The sequence below is a fragment of the Streptomyces viridosporus genome (assembly GCF_002078235.1).
Lineage (GTDB): Bacteria > Actinomycetota > Actinomycetes > Streptomycetales > Streptomycetaceae > Streptomyces > Streptomyces viridosporus.
The window spans coordinates 1-2,209 of sequence record NZ_MSGP01000744.1; the positions used below are offsets into that span (position 1 = coordinate 1).

2 protein-coding genes are annotated in these 2,209 nt (G+C 74.4%); both read right to left on the reverse strand.

Annotation, left to right across the window (positions count from 1 at the left end):
- The coding region (locus B7L92_RS36895; protein WP_107501730.1) for a sugar phosphate isomerase/epimerase family protein at positions 1-804 on the reverse strand (804 nt) is incomplete at its 3' end.
- Between the two features lie 235 nt (positions 805-1,039).
- Positions 1,040-1,972, reverse strand: coding sequence for a Ppx/GppA family phosphatase (locus tag B7L92_RS36900; RefSeq protein WP_081241508.1), 933 nt, complete (start codon positions 1,970-1,972; stop codon positions 1,040-1,042).
- Between the last annotated feature and the right edge of the window lie 237 nt (positions 1,973-2,209).

A 2,209-nucleotide genomic window follows, 5' to 3' on the forward strand; every position in this document is an offset into this window, starting at 1 on the left:
GGCGGGTGCCAGGTGCCGGCGGGCGAACGCCAGCGCCTCGGCCAGGTCGGCCTCGCGCTCCGCGCCGGACAGGGCGCGGCGGGTGTTGACCTCGATGACGACGTGGCCGTCGAAACCGCCGAGCGCGAGGCGCTCCAGCACCTCGGCGCAGGGCTGGTCGCCGCGGCCGGGCACGAGGTGCTCGTCCTTGGCCGAGCCCCGGCCGTCGGCGAGGTGGACGTGGCCCAGGCGCTCGCCCATGCGGTCGATCATCTGCAGGGCGTCGGTGCGGGCGGTCGAGGCGTGGCTGAGGTCGATCGTGAAGTGGCGGTAGTCCTCTTTGGTGACGTCCCAGTCGGGGGCGTACGCCAGCATCTCGCGGTCGCGGTAGCGCCAGGGGTACATGTTCTCGACGGCGAACCGCACATCCGTCTCGTCCGCCATCCGCCAGACCCCGTCCACGAAGTCGCGGGCGTACTGCCGCTGCCAGCGGAAGGGCGGGTGGACGACGACGGTGCCGGCGCCGAGCTTCTCGGCGGCCGCCCGGGCCCGCTGGAGCTTGGTCCAGGGGTCGGTGGACCACACGCGCTGCGTGATGAGCAGGCAGGGGGCGTGCACGGCCAGGACGGGGATGCGGTGGTAGTCGCTGAGTCTGCGCAGCGCCTCGATGTCCTGGCTGACCGGGTCGGTCCACACCATGACCTCGACGCCGTCGTACCCGAGGCGCGCGGCGATCTCGAAGGCCGTCGCCGTCGACTCCGGGTAGACGGAGGCCGTCGACAGGGCGACCTTCGCATCCGGGATGCGCACCGCTGGTTCTGCCACGAGGGACAGGGTACGGGGTGCGATCGGCGGACGGGGGGCGGCCGGGTACCGGACGATCGGCTTCGGCCAGGGCTCCTCACCGCCGCCGGAACCGCGTGTCCGCAGGGCAGGGCCCGCTCGTCCGCCTCCGGGGCGGTCCGCCCGCCCGGCCGGGGGTGTGATCGAGGCAACCGTCCGGCCGTCCCCGCCGGCACCCGGCGGCGCGGGTCCCCGGCGCCGCGTGCCGCGCGTACGGCTACGCCGGTCCCATGTGGTCCAGGCGGCGCAGGATGACACCCTCACGGAGCGCCCACGGGCAGATCTCCAGCCGTTCCACGCCGAACAGGTCCATCGCGCCCTCCGCGACCAGGGCCCCGGCGAGCAGCTGGCCCGCGCGGCCCTCGGGGACGCCGGGCAGTTCGGCGCGCTCGGCGACGGTCATGCCGGCGAGCCGGGGCACCCAGCTCTCCAGGGACTCCCGCTTCAGCTCGCGCTGGACGTACGGGCCCTCAGCGGAGCCGGGGGCGCCGGCGATGCGGGCGAGCTGCTTGAAGGTCTTGGAGGTGGCCACCACGTGATCGGGGGCGCCGAGGCGGCTGAACTCGCCGACCGTGCGGGCGATCTCGGTGCGCACGTGGCGGCGCAGCGCGCGGACGTCGTCCGACTCGGGCGGGTCGCCGGGCAGCCGGGCGGCGGTGAGGCGGCCGGCGCCCAGCGGCAGCGACACGGCGGCGTCGGGCTCCTCGTCCATGCCGTAGGCGATCTCCAGGGAGCCGCCGCCGATGTCGATGACGAGCAGTCTCCCGGCCGACCAGCCGAACCAGCGGCGGGCGGCGAGGAAGGTGAGCCGGGCCTCCTCCGCGCCGCTGAGGACCTGCAGCTCGACCCCGGTCTCCTCGCGCACCCGGGCGAGGACGTCGTCGGCGTTGTTCGCGTCGCGCACCGCGGAGGTCGCGAACGGCAGCAGTTCCTCGACCCCTTTGTCCTCGGCGGCCCGCAGCGCCTCGTGGACGACCGAGACCAGTCGGTCGATCCCCTCCGGGCCGATGGCACCGCTGTCGCCCAGGAGCTGGGCGAGGCGCAGCTCGACCTTGTGCGAGTGCGCGGGCAGCGGGCACGCGCCGGGGTGGGCGTCGACCACCAGCAGGTGCACCGTGTTCGAACCCACGTCGAGGACACCGAGTCTCATGTACGGAACGCTACTGCCCCTTCCGCGGCGCGTGGCCGTCGCCGGCGCATCCCGTGCGACACCCGGGCCGCTCCCGGACGGGGACACGGGCGTCTTACCCTGGACGGGTGCCAAAGACGAAAAAGGCGAAGGCCGAGAAGCCGGGCAAGAAGACCAAGATGGTCGAACCGGACGCGGGTCCTTCGCGGGTGACCGCCCCGAAGGCGCCGGCGAAGCCGCCGGCGCCTTCGGGGCGGT

Bases quoted from the DNA above. Each gene is read 5' to 3' on its own strand.
- B7L92_RS36900 (WP_081241508.1), bottom strand. From the start codon at position 1,972: ATGAGACTCGGTGTCCTCGACGTGGGTTCGAACACGGTGCACCTGCTG.